Genomic DNA, 20427 nt, shown 5'->3' with positions numbered 1-20427 from the left:
GGCTGCCCGCTCACTTCAGCGCCTTCTCGTAGGCCGCGCAGATCAGCCGCAGCACCTCGATCCGCGCGTGGTACTTATCGTTCGCCGGGATCAGATACCACGGCGCGAACTCGGTACTGGTCCGCGTGACCATTTCGTCGACCGCCGCCTCGTATTCGCCCCACTTCTCGCGATTCCGATAATCCTCCTCGGTGATCTTGAAGCGCTTGTAGGCCGTCAGCTTGCGCTCCTCGAAACGCCGGTGCTGCTCTTCCTTGCTGATGTGCAGCCAGAACTTCAGCAACACGATGCCGCGATCGGTCAGGTCTTCCTCGAAATCGTTGATCTCGGTGTAGGCGCGCATCCACTCCTGAGCCGTCGCAAAACCTTCGACCCGCTCGACCAGCACCCGCCCGTACCAGCTGCGGTCGTAGATCGTGACCTTTCCGGCCCGTGGCAGGTGCCGCCAGAAGCGCCAGAGGTAATGGTGACTCTTCTCCTCGTCGGTCGGTGCCGCAATCGGGATTACGCGGTAGTTCCGCGCATCGAGGGCGGGCGTGATCCGCCGGATGACCCCGCCCTTGCCGGCCGCGTCCCATCCCTCGAACAACAAAATGCTGGAGCGCTTCTCGGCCCTTAGCCGCCGTGTCAGCTGGCTGATCAGCCCTTGCAGCCGCGCCTTCTCCTTCTGATAGGTTTCGCGCTCCAGGCGTTGCGAAAGATCGAGCGAGCCGAGCAGGCTGGTCTCGGTGGCAGACCGCGGTACCGCGGTCGGCAGCGCCGGCGCGGCAGCGTGGGCCGATAGCCGGCTCGCGAGCCGGTCGATCAGGTGGTGCGCCACCGTCAGGCGCCGGTACTGCGCGTCGTAACCGTTCAGGATCAGCCACGGCGCGTCGGGTGTGCTGGTCTCCCGCAGCGTTCGCTCGGCGACTGCAATGAAGCGGTCGTAGAGCTTCAGGTGTTTGCGATCGACGTCGGTCACGCGCCAGCGCGTTTCCGGATTCTCTTCCAGCTTGTCGATGCGGCGCCGTTGCTGCTTCTTGCTGAGGTGCAGCCAGAACTTGACGACCAGCGCACCGTCCTCGGTCAACGCCTTCTCGAAACGATTGATCCGCGTCAGTTCGGCATCGAGCGCAGCGTTGCCGATCCGCTCGTACAGGCGGTCGGCCATCGGCGGACCATACCAGGCGACGATGTGCAGCCCGATACGACCGCGTTCCGGCAAGGCCAGCCAATAACGCCAATGCGCGGGGCGTTCCCGTTCCTCATCCGAAGGTTCGCCGTAGGCCGTGGTCCGCATGTAGCGCGGATCCAGCCACTCGTTCAGCACATGGACCAGGTCACCCTTGCCGGCGGCATCGACACCGGCCAGCAACACGATGACCGGGATGCCGGCGGCCTCCACCTGGAGCTGCAGTTCGAGCAAGCGGCTCCGGAGATCCGGTAGCGCGTCGACGTAGGCCGCCTTGGAGACACGGTTCTTCAGTTCCGCCAATTCAAACATCGCGCTGCGCTCCGGAAAACCTGTTGAAAAGCGCCCCTAGGATACGGGGATAAATTGTCGAAGAATCAGACCGCGGCCTCGGCATCCGACTTATCCACAGTCGTCCCACATCGGACGGGCTGCTTGTCCCCAAGGTAGCGGGTCGCTCATCGTCTTGACTCAGATCGAGAAAAGCACCTTATCCCAAGAAAACGGGCGCGGTAACAGCAACCACGAACCTTTAAGAAAGAATTCTTACTATGACGAGGCTGCGCTACCCGCGGATAATGCGCGAGGTTGACATCGCCACTGCCCGGAGATCATCGCCATGAGCGGCTTCACGTTATTCGTACTCGTCCTGCTGGCATTGGCCGTCGCCATCGTCGTGCTCGGTGTCAAGTTCGTGCCGCAAGGCCAGGAATACACCGTTCAGCGCTTTGGCAAGTACACCACCACCTTGCCACCGGGCCTGAACATCATCGTGCCGGTCATCGACCAGATCGGTGCGAAGATGAACATGATGGAACAAGTGTTCGATGTGCCCTCGCAGGAGGTCATCACCAAGGACAATGCGATGATCCGGGTCGACGGTGTCGTGTTCTATCAGGTCGTCGACGCGGCTCGCGCTGCGTACGAAGTCACCAACCTCCCGCTGGCCATCATGCAGTTGACCATGACCAACATCCGGACCGTGATGGGTTCGATGGATCTGGACGAACTGTTGTCCAAGCGCGACGAGATCAACATGCGCCTGCTGACCGTTGTCGATGACGCAACCACGCCTTGGGGCGTCAAGGTCACGCGGATCGAAATCAAGGACATCTCACCGCCGCAGGATCTGGTGGATTCCATGGCCCGCCAAATGAAGGCCGAGCGGGACAAGCGAGCCGCGGTACTGGAAGCCGAAGGTCACCGACAGGCCGAGATTCTCCGGGCGGAAGGCCTGAAGCAGGCAGCCGTGCTGGAAGCGGAGGGCCGCAAGGAGGCCGCGTTTCGCGATGCGGAGGCGCGTGAGCGGGCGGCAGAGGCCGAGGCGCGAGCAACGCTCGCCGTGTCCGAGGCGATTGCGAAGGGCGATCTGCAGGCGGTCAACTACTTCGTCGCACAGAAGTACATCGACGCGCTCGGCAAGCTTGCGGCCGCCGACAACAGCAAGGTCATCCTGATGCCGCTGGAGGCGAGCACGGCCATCGGTGCGGTGGGCGGGCTCGCCGAGCTGACTCAAGCCGCTTTCAAGAAGACGGAGCCGTCCCGATGACGCTCCCGATCGTCTTCTGGCACTGGTGGGCAGCCGGTGCGCTGCTGCTCGTCGTGGAGTTGCTGTCGCCCGGCATGTATTTTTTGTGGATGGCCGAGGCGGCGCTGCTGACCGGCGCCCTGCTGTGGGCCTGGCCGGATCTGTCCTGGGAGTCGCAACTGCTTACCTTCTCGGTACTGTCGGTCGCCAGCATCGTGCTGGCCCGGAAGCTGCTGACGCGGCATCCGATCGAATCGGACAGGCCGCTGTTGAACCGGCGTGCCGCCCAGCTCGTGGGTCGCATCTGCGTGCTGCCGGAGCCCATCGTCAATGGCGAGGGGAAGATCAGGATCGACGACTCGATGTGGCGCATACGCGGGGCGGATGCTCCGGCCGGGGCACGGATCCGCATCATCGGAGCCGATGGCGTGATGTTGCGGGTGGAGGCGCTGGATGGGGAAGTTCGTGGGGAGGGGCAGGTGCGTCAGGCGACCCGCTGATACCGAACCGGCAGTATCGCCTTTGCGGCGCCGACAGCGGCGCCGCAATCGGCCGACGAATGGATCAGTTGGTCTTCGTTTCGGGCGCGGGTGTCGCCGGGGCCATGCCGGCGCATTTGCCTTCCATCGCCTTTTTCTGCTGCGCTTCCTGCTGCTTCATCATCTCCTGCATCCCGGCTCCGCACTTCATTTCGGGCGCCTTCATCATCTGGGCACCACATTTGCCTTCGCCGCAGGTCATTTCTTTGGCTTTCGTTTCCTCGGCCACCTGCAGCAGGTAGCCCGACGACAGATCCTTGAGGGCAAACGGATCCCGCTCTTCAGCGACGGCGGCCGTCGTCAGGGACGTGACGATGGCGGTGCCCAGCACGCTCGAGAGCGGCGACTTGTTGAACTTCTTCTGCATGCTTCTTCCTCGACAAATGAAATGAAAAATCTCCGATGACGGGCAGCGTTTTTGTAATCCGGCCTGCGTTAGACCGTTGCAAACTCGAAAGTTGCGCCCACCCTCTCCCTAGGCAACCCTGAGCTTGGCGATGTTACACAGTTTCGTTTCGGGATCGAAGCCCGCCTCGGTCGGCGCTGCTTGAAAAGCACCGGCGCCAGCCTCAGAACTGAAATCATCGTGCTTTCGCCAATAAAGAGATTCCCACCATGAGAATGGACAAACTGACTAGCAAATTTCAGACAGCCCTGGCCGATGCGCAAAGTCTCGCGCTGGGCAACGATCATCAATTCATCGAGCCGCTGCACGTGGTCATCGCGCTGATCGACCAGGAGGGTGGCACGGTCAAGCCTCTGCTAGCCCAGGCCGGTGTCAACGTGAACCAGTTGCGCAGTGCGCTCGGCGCCGCGCTGGAGCGCATGCCCAGCGTGCAGGGTGTCGGGGGAGACGTGCAGGTCTCCAGCGATCTGGCCAAGCTCTTGAACCTGTCGGACAAGCTCGCTCAGAAGCGCGGCGACAGCTACATCAGCAGCGAGGTGTTCCTGCTCGCCTGTCTGGACGACCGCGGCCAGCTCGGTGAGCTGTTGCGCAAGAACCGCGTTGAGCGTGCTCCGCTCGAGATGGCTATCGAAGCGGTGCGAGGCGGACAGAAGGCCGACGATCCGAACGTCGAGGAACAGCGACAGGCGCTGAAGAAGTACACCATCGATCTGACCGAGCGTGCCGAGTCCGGCAAGCTCGATCCGGTGATCGGGCGCGACGACGAGATTCGACGCACGATCCAGGTACTGCAGCGGCGCACCAAGAACAATCCGGTGCTGATCGGTGAGCCCGGCGTCGGCAAGACGGCCATCGTCGAAGGTCTCGCCCAGCGCATCGTCAACGGCGAGGTGCCGGAAGGCGTCAAGGGCAAGCGGCTGCTGGCGCTGGATATGGCCGCCTTGATCGCCGGCGCGAAGTTCCGCGGTGAGTTCGAGGAACGCATGAAGGCGGTGTTGAATGATGTCGCCAAACAGGAAGGCAAGATCATCCTGTTCATCGACGAGTTGCACACGATGGTCGGCGCCGGCAAGGCCGAGGGTGCGATCGATGCCGGCAACATGCTGAAGCCGGCCCTGGCGCGCGGCGAGCTTCATTGCATCGGGGCGACGACGCTGGACGAGTACCGGAAATACATTGAAAAGGACGCGGCACTGGAGCGCCGTTTCCAGAAGGTGCTGGTCGATGAGCCGTCGGTCGAGGACTCGGTGGCGATCCTGCGCGGATTGAAGGAACGCTATGAAGTTCACCATGGCGTGACGATCACCGATCCGGCCATCGTCGCGGCAGCCCTGCTGTCGCATCGCTATATCACGGACCGTAACCTGCCCGACAAGGCGATCGACCTGATCGACGAGGCGGCCAGCCGGATCCGGATGGAAATCGATTCGAAGCCCGAGGAGATGGATCGCCTCGAGCGCCGCCTGATCCAGCTGAAAATCGAGCGCGAAGCCCTGAAAAAGGAGCACGACGAAGCGTCGCGCAAGCGCCGTGAGGCTCTGGAAGAGAACATCGCCGAGGCCGAGAAGGAGTTCGCCGATCTCGAAGAAGTGTGGACCGCGGAGAAGGCGGCGCTGCAGGGGACTGCCTCGATCAAGGAGAAGCTCGAAAAGGTCAGGCTGGACCTGGAGACGGCGCGCCGCTCCGGCGATCTCGCCAAGATGTCGGAACTGCAGTACGGGCAGATTCCGGCTTTGCAGGCCGAGCTGGAACGGGCCGAGAAGGCCGAACACGCGGACAACCGGCTGCTGCGCGACAAGGTCACCGACGAGGAGATCGCCGAAGTCGTGTCGAAATGGACCGGCATTCCGGTGGCGAAGATGCTGGAGGGCGAGCGCGAGAAACTGCTGACGATGGAAGCCAATCTGGGTCGGCGCGTGGTCGGACAGAACGAGGCGATCAAGGCGGTCAGCGATGCGATCCGCCGGGCGCGCGCCGGACTGGCCGATCCGAACCGTCCGAGCGGCTCGTTCCTGTTCCTCGGCCCGACCGGCGTCGGCAAGACCGAGTTGTGCAAAGCCCTGGCGGCCTTCCTGTTCGACACCGAGGACGCGATGGTCCGCATCGACATGTCGGAGTTCATGGAGAAACACTCGGTCGCGCGGTTGATCGGTGCGCCCCCGGGATACGTCGGTTATGAGGAAGGTGGTTATCTGACCGAACTGGTGCGCCGCAAGCCGTACTCGGTGATCCTCCTCGATGAGGTCGAGAAGGCGCATCCGGATGTGTTCAATGTATTGTTGCAGGTGCTGGACGACGGGCGGCTGACCGATGGCCACGGGCGGACGGTGGATTTTCGGAACACCGTGATCGTGATGACCTCGAATCTGGGTTCGTCGCGCATCCAGGAACTGGCTGGCGAGGCGAACTATGCGCAGATGAAGGCGGAGGTCATGGAAATCGTGACACAGTATTTCCGACCCGAGTTCATCAATCGCGTCGACGAAGTCGTCGTCTTTCATCCGCTCGCGAAAGAGCAGATCCGGGCGATCGCCGCCATTCAGGTGGACCACTTGCGGAAGCGTCTGGAGGGCAAGGGCTTCGGTTTGGCCGTCAGCGACGCGGCGCTCGAAAGGCTCGGCGCGGCGGGCTTTGATCCCGTCTACGGTGCGCGGCCACTGAAGCGAGCCATCCAGCAGAAACTGGAAAATCCGATTGCGCTGGCCATTCTCGCTGGGAACTTCGCCGACGGTGATGTAATCTCGGTCGACGTGTCGGGAGATGAGTTCACGCTGAGCAAGGCAGCCTGACGAGTGGCGGCGGCCGTAACGGAAAACGGTCGCCGCCGACCTTCGGCGTCTGCACTGTCATCGATCCTTAATATGCAGCACTTACGATCGGGGCTTTTTCGTAGATCCGGAGCTTTTGAGGATGTCCGAAATCAACGTGCTGGTGGTTGAAGACGATGACGCCATTCGTGAAATGCTGGTGATGGTGCTGGAACAGTCTGACTTTGCCGTGCGGGCGGCACCGGATGCGCATCAGGGTTTGGCACTGATGCTGGAGCAGATGCCCGACCTGATCCTGCTCGACTGGATGCTGCCGGGCCTCAGCGGTGTCGAGTGGGCCCGGCGACTCAAGAAGGACGAAAGCTTCGGTGACATACCGGTGATTTTGCTGACGGCGCGCGGCGAGGAGGAAGACCGGGTGCGAGGCTTCGAGGTCGGTGCCGACGACTACGTCACGAAGCCGTTTTCCACCCGTGAACTGGTCGCGCGGATCAAGGCGGTGCTTCGGCGCAGCGGCCGGCTCGGGAAGTCCGGACGCATCGATGTCGGCGGTATCGTGATCGATACCGATGAACATCGCGTTGCCATCGAACAGGCCGCCGTGAACCTGAGCCCCACCGAGTATCGCTTGCTCGAGTTTTTCCTGACGCACCCCGACAAGGTTTACAGCCGCAATCAGCTGCTCGACCAGGTCTGGGGTCGCAGCACGTATATCGAGGAGCGGACCGTCGACGTCCACATCCGTCGGCTGAGGAAGATTCTCGCCGAGCATCAACGCGAGGAGATGATTCAGACGGTCCGCGGTTTCGGCTACCGGTTCTCGGCAGCTTACTGATCGGCCTATGTCTTCTGCCTGGCGGGCCGAGCTATTCTGGGTTGTTCTGCTCGTCCTCGCCCTGGCCTTCCTGGTTAGGCTCAGCGGGAACTGGTTTTTCGCGACCAGTGTCTGCGCACTGATTTATCTGTTCCGGCACCTTTTCTTTATCAACCGTCTGCTGCACTGGTTGCGCGGCGGCAAGAGCGGCGACTTGCCCCAGGCGGATGGCATCTGGGAGGAAGTGTTCTATCTCGTGTTCCGGGTCCGTCGCCGGAACAAGCGCCGCAAGAAACAGCTGCTCCGGATGCTCGACCGTTTCCGGACGGCGACGGCAGCGCTGCCCGATGCGACTGTCGTACTCGGGCCGCGCAATGAGATCGACTGGTTCAACGATTCCGCCAGCCGCTTCCTGGGGTTGCGACGCCCTGATGTCGGCCAGCAAATTGCCAATCTCGTCAGGAATACCCGGTTCGTCACCTACTTGAGCGACGCGGACGCCGGGCCGACGATCTCGATACCCTCTCCCATCGATGACACCCGCGAGCTGGAGGTTCGGGTCGTGCCCTATGGCGACGAGGACTTCCGTCTGATGGTGGCGCGTGACGTGACCGAGCTGAAACTGGCGGAAAGGGTCCGCAGCGATTTTATCGCCAACGTCTCACACGAATTGCGTACGCCCATCACCGTGATGCGTGGGTACATCGAGGCGCTGTGCGACTCCGATTCAGCACTGCCCGAACGCGAGCGCATGATTTTCCGCCGCGTGGAGGAGCAGACGAACCGGATGCATGAGCTGATCGAAAGCCTGCTGGCATTGACCCGGCTGCAGTCCGGTCTGCAGCGGAGTACCCCCGAGACGATCGATGTCGCCGAACTGCTCGACGGGATCTGCCAGGAAGCGGAAGTTCTCTTCGGGTTCAATCCCAAGCTATCCACCGCGATCGACGCTGCCTGGGGTGTCCTCGGTGACGGGAACGAGTTGCGCAGCGCGTTCTCGAACCTCGTGATCAATGCCATGAAATACACCCCGGAGGAGGGTGCCGTCACGGTGACCTGGAGCGGTGACGAGAATGGCGCACGACTCGAAGTCAGCGACACCGGCCCCGGCATAGCTCCGGAGCACCTGCCCCGTCTGACCGAGCGCTTCTACCGTGTGGAAGTGCCGGGCGTTCGCAGCAGGAGTGGTAGCGGGCTCGGCTTGGCGATCGCGAAGCATGTCCTGAACCGACATGACGCCACGCTGCAGGTCGAAAGTGTTGTAGGAAAGGGAAGCCGCTTCATCTGTTGCTTTCCCGGCAAACGACTTGTTGCATTGCCCCCCCATGAACCCGCAGCGTCGTCGACAGGGGTCTGCGCAGCGTCGGACGAAGAGTTTGTCGACAGAGACCCGGACTGTGCCAGGCCCGCCCCGGATTCTGCACGATGACCGATTCCAAGGGCTCCGACCATGAAATTTCGTTGACAACGCAAAAAAGGGAGTGACGCCCCCTTGATTTCTTCCAGCCCCGAGAATAGTATGGTGTTGCTCAATTCGTCCTTGTTGTTGTTTTTTGGTGGAAGGAGACGGTAATGATTAACAAGAATCTGTGCGCATTTGCGCTAATAGGTCTAGCCGCCTCCGGGGTTCAGGCCGCGGAGTACGGACAGGATACGATGGCGATGGGAAGCGGCACCGAAGCGGTTGCGCCCGACACCACGATGACGGCTGCCACTGATCCGGCAGTCGCGGATCCGATGGCGACGGCGACCGAAGCGGCCCCGGCCGCCTCCGATACCGCTGCAGCGGCGATGACCTCGACCTACACCTGCCCGGACGGCACCTCCGTACCGTCGGCCGACTCGCGCTGCGTCGATGATCGCTGGTACTTGTCCCCGTTCGGCACGTTCATGCAGCCCGGCGGTGACCGCAAGGCCTTCGGCGGCTGGGGCGGCGGCATGGGCATCGGCAAGATGATCAACGAATGGTTGAACCTCGAAGTCCGCGGCCTGTGGATGAACTACTCGAACAACATTCGTGCTGTCGGTGGTCAGACCGACCTGACCGGCGGTACGGTCGACGCGCTGTTCTTCTTCGACCGCGACGTGTTCTCACCCTACTGGGTCGCGGCTGTCGGTGGCGTCAATGAAAGCTGGCGTTCGGCTCACGGTTTCGGCAACCAGTCTGCGCAGTTCCTGTTCCAGACGGGTGTCGGTGCGACGGTGGAACTGGCCGACAACTTCCTGCTGCGCGCTGACGTGCGCTACCAGTTGCAGACTGCGAACAGCCGCACTGTGACGAACCCGTTGACCGGCAACGGACGTACCTTCGGTAATGACGTTTTCAACGATCTGGTCGTGAATGCGGGCTTCGTGATTCCGCTGGGCGAGAAGCCGGTGCCGGTGGCGGCGGCAGCGCCGGCGGCGGTTGACGACTGCTCGACGAAGGATTCGGACGGCGACGGCGTCAACGACTGCGACGACAAGTGCCCGGGCACGATGAAGGGCGCCAAGGTCGACGAGTACGGCTGCTTGGTCCGCATCGAACTGCGCGGTGTGAACTTCCACTACGACTCGGCGGAACTGACCGAGACGGCGAAGGGCATCCTGGACGAAGTGTCGACCGGTCTGATCGCCTCGGGCGAGACCAAGGACATCGAAGTGCAGGGCCACACCAGCACCGAGGGTACCGACCAGTACAACATGAAGCTGTCGCAGCGTCGCGCGGCGTCGGTGGTCGACTACCTGAAGATGAAGGGTGTGCCGAACAACCTGTACCCGAAGGGCTACGGCGAGATGTACCCGAAGGTATCGCCGGACCGCACCGAGGAAGAGCGTTCGGTTAACCGTCGCGTGGAACTGGTCTGGATGGGCGAATAACGCCTGACGGGTCAGGACAGAATCAGGCCCACGGAAGGGCCCGGACAAACCCGCCGCTCGGCGGGTTTGTCTTTTGTGGGGACTTGTGTTTGCATTCCTGCGCGGAGGCCTCGGCGACCGCTTTGCCTGACCGGCTTCGTGCAGCGACTGAATTCAGACTGACTAGAGGACGTAATGAACAACGCCGGAATACTCAAGATCGCGGCTGCGCTCGGCGCGGCATTGGCTCTGTGCACTCAAGGCGCCATGGCTCGCGACTATATCCACATCGTGGGGTCTTCCACCGTCGCGCCTTTCTCCAAGGCGGTCGCGGAACAATTGGGCACAGGTGGCACCGAAAAGGTTGGAAAGAAGGGGACGAAGAAAGCGGTTGCCGGGCTGAAGTCACCCTGGCTCGAGTCCACCGGAACCAAGGGTGGCATTCAGTTGTTCTGCGAGAGCAACAGCGAGGATTCGGTGGATATCGTCAATGCGGTTCGCCGCATGACCAAGCGGGAATATGAGCAGTGTCGCAACAACGGCGTCAACGAGATCGTGGAAATCGCGATTGGCCGTGACGCAATGGTTTTTGCCCAGTCGGCGAAGAGCCCCGCGATGAATCTGACGCGGCGTGACTTGTACAACGCGCTGAGCCGGATGATCCCGAGTACCGACCGGAAACTGCATTTGAATACCAACAAAACGTGGAAGCAGATCAACGCAGCGCTGCCGGACCGCAAGATCGAGGTCATCGGTCCCCCCGCGAATTCCGGCTTTCGCGAAATCTTCCAGGATATGGTGCTGGAACCGGGATGCGACGGTTTTCCCTGGCTGTCGGCGCAGCGCGCCACGATGACCCAGGACTACAAGAAGGCCTGTCAGGACGTTCGCACGGATCAGGCCTACATCCAGGTGACGGTCAATGACGACCTGGTCGTGCGCGAGCTGGTTGGCAACGACCATGCGCTCGGACTGGTATCCTACAGCCTCTATCTGCGCAATAAGGACAAGCTGTCAGCCCTCGAAATCGACGGCGTGGCGCCGAAGTCGGACACGATCACGTCCGAGCTGTATCCTCTCTCCGGCGAGCTGTACATCTACGTCAAGAAGTCGCATCTGGACTATATCCCGGGCTTGGCGCGTTTCATTCAGGAGTTCACCAGCGAGCGCGCTTTTGGCGACAAGGGTTACCTTGTCGTGAAGAACGGGCTGATTCCTCTGGCGCAGGTGGATCGCAAGGTCTCGACCGACATCGCCAAGACCTTCGCACCGATGATGACTGAGCCAACGGAGTGACGCGATGAAGGCACGGCGCTGCGGCGGCTTGCGGCAATCGACGGGCGGGTTTTTCCGGCCGCGTCACCTGCCGGGGGCGGCGGCAGCGCTGGGACTCGGCCTCGCCTCTGTCACGATGGCTGCCGCTGAAGCGGGTCGCATCCAGGCTTGTCCGGCGACACCGAATTGTGTGTCGAGCAGCAGTCGGTCAGACAGCCATTATGTCCGGGCCTTTTCCTTCGAGGGTGACCCGGACGCCGCCTGGGCCAGGCTGAAGCAGGCCGTGCAGGGGGAACCGGGCTTGGCGGTCGTCGAGGACAGTTCAGTTGATCGCTATCTGCGCCTGAAGGCGACCAGCCGGGTGTTTCGCTTCGTTGACGATGTCGAGTTCCAATTGCTGCCGGCCAGCAAAATGATTGCAGTGCGCTCCGCATCGCGCGTCGGCTATTGGGACTTCGGTGTCAATGGTCGCCGTGTCGAGCGGCTGCGCGAACGCTTCAACGCTTCGGGCGAAGCCCGCTGACGAGGCGTTACGTTACCGTGGAGACCCACATCGAACCCCTCACCGTCGATCCTGGGCAAATCGCCTCGCTATTGGCCGAAGATGTGGGCACGGGCGACGTGACCGCATTGATCGTGCCGGCCACGGCCACCGCGTCGGCGACGCTGACGACGCGCGAAGCGATGGTTCTCTGCGGCCGTCACTGGTTCGATGCGGTGTTTCGGCACTTGGATCCCGAGCTGTCGCTGGTGTGGCAGGCCGAGGACGGAGATGAGATCCCCGCGGAACGGGTGTTGTGTCGCCTGTCCGGCAATGCGCGGGCCTTGCTGACCGGCGAGCGCACGGCCCTGAATCTGTTGCAGACCCTGAGTGGCACCGCTACGCTGGCGCGTTCCTATGCGCGTGCCGTGGCCGGTACCGGTGTCAAAGTCCTCGATACCCGCAAGACCGTCCCCGGACTGCGGCTGGCGCAGAAGTATGCGGTGCGCTGTGGCGGTTGCCACAATCACCGGCTCGGGCTGTTCGACGCCATTTTGATCAAGGAAAACCATATCCTGGCCTGCGGCTCGATTGCGCAGGCCGTGCGGGCGGCTCGAGCGGTCGCTCCGGGCCTGTCCGTGGAAATCGAGGTCGAAACGCTGGATGAGCTTGATCAGGCGCTAGCGGCAGGGGTGGAACGGATATTGCTGGATAATTTTGAAATTGACCGGATCCGCCAGGCCGTGCAGCGTACGGCGGGCAGAGCGGCGCTGGAAGTCTCGGGGAATCTGTCGCTGGAGACGATCCGGCCATTGGCTGAAACGGGCGTCGACTACCTTTCGGTCGGTGCGTTGACCAAGAATGTTCGTGCCGTGGATTTGTCCCTGCGCATCGATCTCGATCTCTGAATGTGGCTGGTGCGATGGCGGGGACTTGTTCCAATTTAGTGCAGACACGGCGCTGATCGGAGCACAGCGGCGAACGTGAAGATTGCGACCTGGAACGTAAACTCGCTGCGCGTGCGCTTGCCGCATGTCCTCGCGTGGCTGGAACGGCATCAACCCGACGCCTTGGCCTTGCAGGAAACGAAGGTCGCGGACCCGGAGTTCCCGGTAGCGGCGTTTGAGGCTATCGGCTATGGCGCGGTCTTCAGCGGGCAGCGCACCTACAACGGTGTGGCCGTGCTCAGTCGCAGTCCCGCGCTAGCCTGCGTGACGGACCCTCCTCAACTCGTCGATGACCCCCAACGGCGTGTTCTGGCCGTGACCGTCGACGGCGTGCGCATCGTGAATCTCTACGTACCGAATGGCAGCGAGGTCGGTTCGGAGAAGTATGCGTACAAGCTGGACTGGCTGGCGAAGATGCGATCGTTCCTGGAGGATGAGTTGTCTCGCTTTCCCTCACTGGCGGTCGTCGGCGACTTCAACATCGCGCCGGAAGATTGCGACGTCTACGATCCGGAAGCCTGGCGCGAGCGCATTCTGTGCAGTACGCCGGAGCGCGAAGCCCTCCGCCGCTTGAGTGCCCTGCCGCTGTCCGACGCCTTCCGTCTGTTCGACCAGCCGGAGGCGAGCTATTCGTGGTGGGACTACCGCACCGCGGCGTTCCGACGCAACCAGGGCCTGCGGATCGATCTGATCCTGCTCAGCGACGCGTTGAAGCAGCGGGTTAAGGCGTGCGCGATCGATGCCGAGCCGCGCAAGCTGGAGCGGCCATCGGATCATGCACCGGTCTGGGCGGAACTTGCGGCTGGCCCATGACGGAAACCCGGCTCGAGAACCCCTCACGGTCCGGCACTTTCTACCTCCCTATCCTCGTTCAATCTGGAAAGCACCTATGCATCATGTGACACTCATTCCCGGCGACGGCATCGGCCCCGCGATCGTCGATGCGACTGTTCGGGTCATCGAAGCTGCCGGCGTCCGGATCGACTGGGATCCGCAAGTGGCCGGCATGGCGGCGGTCGAAAAGCATGCGACGCCGCTCCCGGATGAAACACTGGAGTCGATCCGGCGCCACCGCGTGTGTCTCAAGGGACCGCTGACGACGCCGGTCGGCGGCGGCTATCGCAGCGTCAACGTGACCTTGCGTCAGGCCTTCAATCTCTACGCCAATGTGCGGCCGGCCCTGTCCTTCGAGGGCATGGACGACCTGCCGTTTCCGCATGTGGATCTGGTCACGATCCGCGAGAACACCGAAGGTCTCTACGCCGGCATCGAGCACTTCATCAAGGTCGATCAGGAGAAAATCGCGGCAGAGAGTATCGCGGTGATCACGCGCAAAGGCTCGGAACGGATCATCCGTTACGCGTTCGACTTTGCACGTCAGTCGCGACGCAAAAAGGTGACGCTCGTCCACAAGGCGAACATCCTCAAATGTTCCTCGGGACTGTTCCTGGAGATCGGGCGCGAGGTGGCCAAGGACTATCCGGACATCGAGTTCGACGACCGCATCGTGGATGCCTGCTGTATGCAACTCGTCATGAAACCGGAGATCTTCGACGTCATCGTGACGACGAATCTGTTCGGGGACATTCTGTCGGATCTGGCGGCGGGCTTGGTGGGAGGCCTGGGCCTGACGGCCGGCGCGAACATCGGGACCGACGCTGCGCTGTTCGAGGCGGTGCACGGCAGCGCCCCGGACATAGCCGAACTGGGCATCGCCAACCCGACCGCGACGATCATCGCCGGTGCGATGATGCTGCGGCATCTGGACGAGCCGGAGGCTGCCGACCGGATCGAACAGGCCGTCCGGGCGGTGATCAAGGAAGGCAAAACCCTGACGCCGGATCTGAAGAAGGGATCCAAGGACGGCACCAACGCGATGACCGACGCGATCATCGCTCGACTGTAAAGGTAAGGTACGGCGGCCGACTCAGTAGCAGTCGATAGGGTCGACATCCAGCGACCAGCGTACCTTGCACGCGCGCGTCAGGCCGGTTAGATGCGGCTGCAGTTGATCGAGCACGGCGTGCAGTGCGGGTCGCTCCCGACTTTGCAGTAATAGTTGATAGCGGTGCCGGCCTGACTGGCGCAGCATCGGCGCAGGAGCCGGGCCGAGCACCTCGATCCCGTGCCCGCAGCAAGCGAGGGCGTGCTCGCGCAGACGCGTCAGAAAGCGCTGCGGTACCTCGCCGTCGATTGCTTCGGCCCGCCACACTGCAAGGTGGCCGAAGGGTGGCAGGCCCGCCGCTCGACGCTCTTCCAGCGCCAGGGTCGCAAAACCGGGGTATCCCTGGTCGATCAGCGTCTGCAGTAGCGGATGTTCTGGGTTCCGTGTTTGCAGCAGAACCGTGCCGGGCTTTTCGGCGCGTCCGGCGCGTCCTGCCACCTGCACGATGAGCTGGGCCATACGCTCGCTTGCGCGGAAATCAGTCGCGAACAGCATCGCGTCGGCATCGACGATTCCTACCAACGTGACGCGAGGAAAATGGTGGCCCTTGGCCAGCATCTGCGTTCCGATCAGGATGTCGACATCCCCGGAATGCACGTCGGCGAGCTTTTCCTGAAGGCTTCCGCTGGTCGCGGTGCTGTCCCGATCGATCCGCGTGAGCCGGGCGGCCGGGAATAGTTCCTCCAGAGCCTGCTCGATCCGTTCGGTACCCATCCCCAGGGGACGCAGGTCGCGGCCCCCGCAGGATGGACATCCCCGCGGTACCCCCTGCTCGTAGGCGCAGTGGTGACAGCGCAGGCGGTTTTCCCGCTGGTGGATCACCAGTCGGGCGTCGCAGGCGCGACACTCGGCGACCCAACCGCAGTCGTTGCAGATCAGGGTCGGTGCATAGCCCCGCCGATTGATGAACAGCAAGGCCTGATGCCCTTCGGACAGCGTGCCGTCTATCGCATCGATCAAGCGGCGCGACAGACCTTCGACCAGGCGTTGTCGCCGCACATCAACCAAGCGCAGCGGCGGGGCGGCAGCGCCGCCGGCCCGATCCGGCAATCGCAACCGTCGATAGCGCTGCCGCTCCGCGTTCCACAGGCTCTCCAGGCTTGGGGTGGCCGAGCCCAGCACAATGGGAACGCCGAGGTCTCGGGCACGCTTGATCGCGACGTCGCGTGCCGAGAAGCGAAACCCGTCCTGCTGTTTGTACGATGCCTCATGTTCCTCATCGACGATGATCAGCCCTGGTCGCTGCATCGGGCAGAACACCGCCGAGCGTGTGCCGAGCAGTATCGGTGCGGCGCCGCTCTGCAGTGCCATCCATGACTGGAGGCGTTCGAGTTCGGACAGGCGGGAATGGAAGACCGGGACGTCGCGGCCGAGCCCGTTGACGAACCGCTGTTCGATCTGGGGCGTCAGGCTGATTTCCGGCAGCAGCAGCAAACACTGCTCGCCCCGCTCCATCACCCGTCGTACGAGACTCAGATAGACCTCGGTCTTCCCGCTCCCCGTCACGCCCTCGAGGAGGAAGGTGGCCGATCGCCCGAAGGTTTCCGCAACGGCATTGACTGCGGCGACCTGGGCCGGGTTGAGCTTCGGATCAGGGTGACTTCTCACACCCTCCGGAGACGAAGCCCACGCGTCATCGTCCGGCTGTTCGCAGTGGCAGGCGAGGCCTTTCGCAATCAGGGCCGGGGCCGCTCGTCGCCAGCCCGGCAACGCCGCCGCCAAAACGGACTCCGCGAGCCGATGGCCATTCGCCTCCTGCAAGGTCCGTAACAACAGGGCTTGACGCGGCGCGCGGCTTAGCGTATCCAATGGAAATCTTATGCCAGTCTCGGTGAGCGCGAGGTATTTGACGGATGCGACCATGGGTGAACGGCCCTTCCGGAGTAAGACCGGGAAGGCTGTCAGCAGCACTTCACCCAGGGGATGGTGGTAATAACGCGCCGCCCACGTCAACAGTCCCAGGTCCTCGGTACGAAGCAGCGGTGATTCGTCGAGGACTGCGGCCGCGGTTCTAAGTCGAGCGGGCTCCACATCCGAGCTGTCGACGATGTCGAGCAGACACCCGACAAGGGATTGCACTCCGAAAGGGACCCTGATGCGGCAGCCCGGTTGCGGCGTCGGTGACCCGGGAATCGGCAGGTAGTCGAATACTCGGTAGAGCGGGACCGGGACCGCAACGCGCCAGATGGTTGTCAATGGCTGACCGGTTCGGGTCGACGCCCCGCAGTCGTGACAGTCATGTCGGTTTCCGAACGCTGGATGGCGTTATCCACAGATTCTGTGGATAAGTCTGTGGGTTGGGGTTTAGGAATCGCCGGGAGCCGTTGTCGCGCATGTACCTTCTTATTACTGTAAAAAATTTCGACAACAATAACGGCAAAACGAGAAATCAAACACTTGAGCTGGCGCGAAGCCACTGAAGCCTGCTCGATACGCCAACCCCGCGGACTTGACAAGCGCGCAACGGCACTTGTGAATAACTCGCTCGTCGACGTTGTCAAAGGCTTGACGAATCCGTAGCTCAACACCTTGCGATTTTCCGGAGGGAATATGTTGGTCTGTCAGTTCCAGGTACTTCGCACCGATAGTTCGGGGATGCCTCTCGAATGGATCGGTTACCAGGAGGCTGCGAAACTCTACCATCTGGAACAGGTTGCCTATGCTTGCGGCTCGGTGCTCTACGAATTGCGCGGGGGGATCAACGCGCGTACGGGGTGCCGGAGCCTGATAACGGTCAACTCGATCATTGCAACCCATGGACATCCGCATACCGGCTACAAGGTGGACTCCGGCTATGTTCCCCCACTGAATAATCCGGCCCTGTTTCGGCGGGATGGCTACCTGTGCCTCTACTGCGGGCAGCGCTTCCGCCATTCCGAATTGTCGCGGGACCATGTCCGGCCGATCAGTCGCGGTGGCGCAGATCACTGGAACAATGTGGTTACGGCCTGCAAGCGCTGCAACAACCACAAGGCGGGCAGGACACCGGAACAGGCGGGTATGGAGTTGCTGGCAATCCCTTTCGCGCCGACGCATGCCGAGTACGTTTATCTGCAGGGTCGGCGGGTGCTGTCGGACCAGATGGAATTCCTGCGGGCCCACTTCCCTCGGCGAAGTCCCTTGCACCAGCGGTCGAGTTGACGCGCGCGGATCGCGGATCCAGGCGCATGTCGCGTCCCTTAACGGTGATAGCCGACGACCCGTTCGACCTCGTTCCTTGACCCCAGTATCAGCGGCACGCGCTGATGAATCGCGGTGGGCTGCAGTTCCATGATGCGCTCGCGTCCGTTCGAACTCGCGCCCCCGGCCTGTTCGACGATGAAGCTCATGGGGTTGGCTTCGTACATCAGCCGCAGATGACCGGACTGTCCACCGGGGCGGCTGTCGGACGGGTACAGGAAGATCCCGCCACGCGTCAGGATGCGGTAAACCTCGGCCACCAGCGAGGCGATCCAGCGCATGTTGAAGTTCTTGTCGCGCATGCCGGTTTCACCGCGCACGCATTCATCCACGTACCGTTGAACCGGCGCTTCCCAGAAGCGCTGGTTCGACATGTTGATCGCGAACTCCCGCGTATCCTCGGGAATCCGGATGTTCGGATGAGTCAGGATGAACTCTCCGACATCGCGATCGAGCGTGAAGCCGTTGACGCCATTCCCGGTGGTCAGCACCATGATCGTCGTTGGCCCGTAGATGCAGAAGCCGGCACTGACCTGTTTAATGCCCGGTTGCAGGAAGGTGCTTTCGGTGGGAGTCTCGCAGTGGTCCGGACAGCGCAACACCGAGAAGATGGTGCCAACCGAGAGATTCAGATCGATATTGGACGATCCATCGAGGGGATCGAAACAGACGAGATAATTGCCGCGCGGTAGCGCCGCAGGAATCGGAATGATCTCGTCGTTTTCCTCAGAGGCCATTGCCGCGAAATGGCCGGTCCATTCCAGCGAGCCCAGGAACAGCTCATTGGCGATCAGATCCAGTTTTTTCTGCGCCTCGCCCTGGACATTGCTCGACCCGGCCAGACCCAGGTTGCCGGCCAGTGCCCCGCGATTGACCTCATGGGCAATGGCTTTGCAGGCGGCCGCGATGTCGTTCAGCAGCAGCGTGAACTCGCCACTCGCGGCCGGTGTCTTGCGCTGTTCGTGAATCAGGAACTGCGTCAGCGACTCCCCGCGCATCCTGGATCCTGGGCCTTGTCCGTCGCGCCGGGTCAGCCGGTTTCGGAACGCTGCGGGGCAGCGGCCAGCACTTCCGAGATCCGGGCGATCTTCATGGCGTTGGTGCCACCCTTGACGCCGGTCAGGTCGCCCTTCGTCAGGATGACCAGATCATCCGGCTTGGCAACGCCCAGAGCCATCAACTGCTCGACGATGGCGCGGTTCAGCTCGGCGTGATCGGAGGTGTCGTGGTGGAAGGAGATGGGGTAAACACCACGGAACAAAGCGACCTTGCGGCAGGTCCGTTCGTGCGGCGTCAACGCGAAGATCGGAATGCCCGAGCTGATGCGCGACATCCACAGCGGCGTGGAGCCGGTCTCGGTCAGGGCACCGATGGCGCAGACCTTGGTATGGTTGGCGGCATACATGGCCGACATGGCAATCGCTTCGTCGATCCGGTGGAAATGTTCGTCGATCCGGTGATCGGACTGCCGGGCGCGCGGGTGTTTCTCCGCTTCGAGGCATACGCGGTCCATCGCGGCGACGGCCCGATCCGGGAAACGCCCGCTGGCGGTCTCGGCCGAGAGCATCACGGCGTCGGTGCCGTCGATCACGGCATTGGCCACGTCAAACACTTCGGCGCGGGTCGGCTGCGGATTCTGGATCATCGACTCCATCATCTGTGTTGCCGTGATCACCACGCGATTGCGGGCGCGTGCCATGCCGATGAGCTGCTTCTGCACCCACGGCAGCTGCGCATCGCCGATTTCCACGCCAAGATCGCCGCGCGCGACCATGATGGCGTCGGAGACATCGATGATCTCCTCGATGACCCCGGGATGTAGTGCTTCGGCGCGCTCGATTTTCGAGACGATGGCGGCATCGCCACCGGCCTTGCGCAGCAAGGATCGTGCTTCGCGGACATCATCCGCGGTGCGGGGAAACGAAATGGCGAGATAATCGGCCCCGATCTCGACCGCGGTGAGGATGTCGGCGCGGTCCTTGTCGGTGAGGGCGCTGGCGGAAAGGCCGCCGCCCTTCTTGTTGATGCCTTTGTGATTGGAGAGTTCGCCGCCGATGACGACCCGGCAGGCCACGCGGCTGCCCTTCACGGACTCGACCTCGAGTTCGATCAGGCCGTCGTTCAACAACAGGCTGTCGCCGGCCTTGACATCCGTCGGCAACTCTTCGTAGCAGCAGCCCACCTGGGTATCGTCACCGGAATCGGCGGGCAGGGCCGGGTCGATCGCGAACGGAGCGCCCGGCTCGAGCTGGATCTTGCGATCTCCGCTGAATCGGGCGATCCGAATCTTGGGCCCCTGCAAATCGACCAGAATGCCGATGTGGCGTCCCAGTTCCTCAGCAAACTGCCGGACCAGGTTGGCCCGGCGCAGATGCTGTTCCGGGGTGCCATGAGAAAAATTCAGGCGAACCACATCGACGCCGGCCTCGAGAACGGAACGCAAAGCCGCCGGTTCATCAGTCGCGGGTCCAAGGGTCGCAATGATCTTGGTGCGTCGCATCCAGTTCATCGAGGTATTGGTGATCATCGGCTTTC

At 62.4% G+C, this 20427-nt stretch carries 17 protein-coding genes; 12 read left to right on the top strand and 5 right to left on the bottom strand.

Annotated elements, in window-relative coordinates:
- Positions 1 to 10: 10 nt before the first annotated feature.
- Positions 11 to 1483: a polyphosphate:AMP phosphotransferase gene (gene pap / locus BWR02_RS07640; protein WP_139557167.1), complete on the bottom strand. Its 1473-nt coding sequence runs from the start codon at positions 1481 to 1483 to the stop codon at positions 11 to 13.
- A gap of 307 nt (positions 1484 to 1790) precedes the next feature.
- Between pap and BWR02_RS07635 the strand changes: the two genes are divergently transcribed.
- Both BWR02_RS07635 and BWR02_RS07630 read left to right on the top strand, forming a co-directional pair.
- Entirely contained in the window at positions 1791 to 2720 is a 930-nt protein-coding gene (locus BWR02_RS07635; protein ID WP_139557166.1) for an SPFH domain-containing protein, read from the top strand.
- On the top strand, positions 2717 to 3199 hold the full coding sequence (locus BWR02_RS07630) for an NfeD family protein (RefSeq protein ID WP_139557165.1): 483 nt from the start codon (positions 2717 to 2719) through the stop codon (positions 3197 to 3199). The genes BWR02_RS07635 and BWR02_RS07630 overlap by 4 nt, the downstream gene beginning before the upstream one ends.
- Positions 3200 to 3263: 64 nt before the next feature.
- Here BWR02_RS07630 and BWR02_RS07625 read toward each other — a convergent pair whose 3' ends face one another.
- Positions 3264 to 3605 (bottom strand): HvfA family oxazolone/thioamide-modified RiPP metallophore, encoded by a 342-nt coding sequence (locus BWR02_RS07625; RefSeq protein WP_139557164.1) that lies wholly within the window; start codon positions 3603 to 3605, stop codon positions 3264 to 3266.
- 248 nt (positions 3606 to 3853) lie between these two features.
- On the opposite strand from BWR02_RS07625, the gene clpB reads away from it, so the two are divergent.
- From clpB to BWR02_RS07580, 9 genes are all read left to right on the top strand, one after another.
- Positions 3854 to 6433: an ATP-dependent chaperone ClpB gene (gene clpB / locus BWR02_RS07620; protein WP_139557163.1), complete on the top strand. Its 2580-nt coding sequence runs from the start codon at positions 3854 to 3856 to the stop codon at positions 6431 to 6433.
- A gap of 121 nt (positions 6434 to 6554) precedes the next feature.
- Entirely contained in the window at positions 6555 to 7247 is a 693-nt protein-coding gene (gene phoB, locus BWR02_RS07615) for a phosphate regulon transcriptional regulator PhoB (RefSeq protein ID WP_139557162.1), read from the top strand.
- A gap of 7 nt (positions 7248 to 7254) precedes the next feature.
- The gene (gene phoR, locus BWR02_RS07610) at positions 7255 to 8655 is read left to right on the top strand and encodes a phosphate regulon sensor histidine kinase PhoR (RefSeq protein ID WP_139557161.1); all 1401 of its coding nucleotides are present in this window, start codon (positions 7255 to 7257) and stop codon (positions 8653 to 8655) included.
- A 143-nt stretch (positions 8656 to 8798) separates the two neighbouring features.
- Positions 8799 to 10085 (top strand): OmpA family protein, encoded by a 1287-nt coding sequence (locus BWR02_RS07605; protein WP_236102028.1) that lies wholly within the window; start codon positions 8799 to 8801, stop codon positions 10083 to 10085.
- Positions 10086 to 10259: 174 nt separating this feature from the next.
- On the top strand, positions 10260 to 11360 hold the full coding sequence (locus BWR02_RS07600; protein ID WP_139557160.1) for a substrate-binding domain-containing protein: 1101 nt from the start codon (positions 10260 to 10262) through the stop codon (positions 11358 to 11360).
- Positions 11361 to 11364: 4 nt separating this feature from the next.
- Positions 11365 to 11862, top strand: a complete 498-nt coding sequence (locus BWR02_RS07595; RefSeq protein ID WP_139557159.1) for a DUF1499 domain-containing protein — start codon at positions 11365 to 11367, stop codon at positions 11860 to 11862.
- A 17-nt stretch (positions 11863 to 11879) separates the two neighbouring features.
- Positions 11880 to 12728 carry a carboxylating nicotinate-nucleotide diphosphorylase gene (gene nadC / locus BWR02_RS07590; RefSeq protein WP_236102026.1) on the top strand — a complete coding sequence of 283 codons (849 nt, stop codon included), beginning with the start codon at positions 11880 to 11882 and terminating at the stop codon, positions 12726 to 12728.
- Between the two features lie 75 nt (positions 12729 to 12803).
- Positions 12804 to 13580 (top strand): exodeoxyribonuclease III, encoded by a 777-nt coding sequence (gene xth / locus BWR02_RS07585; protein WP_139557158.1) that lies wholly within the window; start codon positions 12804 to 12806, stop codon positions 13578 to 13580.
- A gap of 76 nt (positions 13581 to 13656) precedes the next feature.
- Positions 13657 to 14673, top strand: a complete 1017-nt coding sequence (locus BWR02_RS07580) for an isocitrate/isopropylmalate dehydrogenase family protein (RefSeq protein ID WP_139557157.1) — start codon at positions 13657 to 13659, stop codon at positions 14671 to 14673.
- Between the two features lie 21 nt (positions 14674 to 14694).
- Here the strand turns inward: BWR02_RS07580 and BWR02_RS07575 are convergent, their stop codons facing one another.
- The gene (locus BWR02_RS07575; RefSeq protein WP_139557156.1) at positions 14695 to 16908 is read right to left on the bottom strand and encodes a primosomal protein N'; all 2214 of its coding nucleotides are present in this window, start codon (positions 16906 to 16908) and stop codon (positions 14695 to 14697) included.
- Between the two features lie 399 nt (positions 16909 to 17307).
- Here BWR02_RS07575 and BWR02_RS07570 point away from each other — a divergent pair, with 399 nt between their 5' ends.
- Positions 17308 to 17853 carry an HNH endonuclease gene (locus BWR02_RS07570; protein ID WP_236102024.1) on the top strand — a complete coding sequence of 182 codons (546 nt, stop codon included), beginning with the start codon at positions 17308 to 17310 and terminating at the stop codon, positions 17851 to 17853.
- 38 nt (positions 17854 to 17891) lie between these two features.
- Here the strand turns inward: BWR02_RS07570 and BWR02_RS07565 are convergent, their stop codons facing one another.
- Both BWR02_RS07565 and pyk read right to left on the bottom strand, forming a co-directional pair.
- On the bottom strand, positions 17892 to 18890 hold the full coding sequence (locus BWR02_RS07565; RefSeq protein WP_139557154.1) for a class 1 fructose-bisphosphatase: 999 nt from the start codon (positions 18888 to 18890) through the stop codon (positions 17892 to 17894).
- Positions 18891 to 18922: 32 nt separating this feature from the next.
- A complete protein-coding gene (gene pyk, locus BWR02_RS07560) occupies positions 18923 to 20419 on the bottom strand; it encodes a pyruvate kinase (RefSeq protein WP_236102022.1) in 1497 nt (498 codons plus the stop codon).
- Positions 20420 to 20427 lie beyond the last annotated feature (8 nt).

It is taken from the genome of Methylotetracoccus oryzae, assembly GCF_006175985.1.
Lineage (GTDB): Bacteria > Pseudomonadota > Gammaproteobacteria > Methylococcales > Methylococcaceae > Methylotetracoccus > Methylotetracoccus oryzae.
This window is presented reverse-complemented; position numbering and strand designations above follow the sequence as displayed.

What these genes read in the sequence shown, in the direction of transcription:
- pap (WP_139557167.1), bottom strand. Translation starts at nt 1,483, where the DNA reads ATGTTTGAATTGGCGGAACTGAAGAACCGTGTCTCCAAGGCGGCCTAC.
- BWR02_RS07635 (WP_139557166.1), top strand. Translation starts at nt 1,791, where the DNA reads ATGAGCGGCTTCACGTTATTCGTACTCGTCCTGCTGGCATTGGCCGTC.
- BWR02_RS07630 (WP_139557165.1), top strand. Translation starts at nt 2,717, where the DNA reads ATGACGCTCCCGATCGTCTTCTGGCACTGGTGGGCAGCCGGTGCGCTG.
- BWR02_RS07625 (WP_139557164.1), bottom strand. Translation starts at nt 3,605, where the DNA reads ATGCAGAAGAAGTTCAACAAGTCGCCGCTCTCGAGCGTGCTGGGCACC.
- clpB (WP_139557163.1), top strand. Translation starts at nt 3,854, where the DNA reads ATGAGAATGGACAAACTGACTAGCAAATTTCAGACAGCCCTGGCCGAT.
- phoB (WP_139557162.1), top strand. Translation starts at nt 6,555, where the DNA reads ATGTCCGAAATCAACGTGCTGGTGGTTGAAGACGATGACGCCATTCGT.
- phoR (WP_139557161.1), top strand. Translation starts at nt 7,255, where the DNA reads ATGTCTTCTGCCTGGCGGGCCGAGCTATTCTGGGTTGTTCTGCTCGTC.
- BWR02_RS07605 (WP_236102028.1), top strand. Translation starts at nt 8,799, where the DNA reads ATGATTAACAAGAATCTGTGCGCATTTGCGCTAATAGGTCTAGCCGCC.
- BWR02_RS07600 (WP_139557160.1), top strand. Translation starts at nt 10,260, where the DNA reads ATGAACAACGCCGGAATACTCAAGATCGCGGCTGCGCTCGGCGCGGCA.
- BWR02_RS07595 (WP_139557159.1), top strand. Translation starts at nt 11,365, where the DNA reads ATGAAGGCACGGCGCTGCGGCGGCTTGCGGCAATCGACGGGCGGGTTT.
- BWR02_RS07580 (WP_139557157.1), top strand. Translation starts at nt 13,657, where the DNA reads ATGCATCATGTGACACTCATTCCCGGCGACGGCATCGGCCCCGCGATC.
- BWR02_RS07570 (WP_236102024.1), top strand. Translation starts at nt 17,308, where the DNA reads ATGCCTCTCGAATGGATCGGTTACCAGGAGGCTGCGAAACTCTACCAT.
- BWR02_RS07565 (WP_139557154.1), bottom strand. Translation starts at nt 18,890, where the DNA reads ATGCGCGGGGAGTCGCTGACGCAGTTCCTGATTCACGAACAGCGCAAG.
- pyk (WP_236102022.1), bottom strand. Translation starts at nt 20,419, where the DNA reads ATGATCACCAATACCTCGATGAACTGGATGCGACGCACCAAGATCATT.